Here is a 399-nt window from a genome sequence, read left to right on the forward strand (position 1 = left end):
CCCGACAGAGCAGGCGAACAGGCCAGCAACAGGAGTTGTCACGGATAAAGGCGTACCTCAGTCGGACAGCTTTGCGAAGTACGCCGCGGCTTTTTTTAATATGTCCCGTTCGTCGGTAACCCGTTTCAGCTCTTTCTGGAGACGGCGGATCTCGGCCTGAGCATCTGACTGTTCTTTATTAGTGGAAGAATCCGGACCGTACTTCTTTATCCAGGCATAAAGGCTGTGGGTGGTGATATCGAGACGTGTTGCAACGCTGGCAACAGAATAACCGCGATCAACAACCTGTTTGACTGCTTCAGTTTTAAACTCTTCGGGATAACGCTTACCGCTCATGGGCACCTCTCTTTAAGCCATCTTAAATGACTCTGAGGTGTCTGTTAAACCCGTGGCGATTCA

Annotated in this window: 1 pseudogene; it reads right to left on the reverse strand. The window is 50.4% G+C overall.

Going from position 1 to position 399, the window contains the following annotated elements:
- Nucleotides 1-336, reverse strand: a pseudogene (locus ACUU1M_RS20650) (transposase); the annotation flags it as partial.
- Nucleotides 337-399: the final 63 nt, after the last annotated feature.

The organism is Shigella sp. SIG6, from assembly GCF_053555815.1.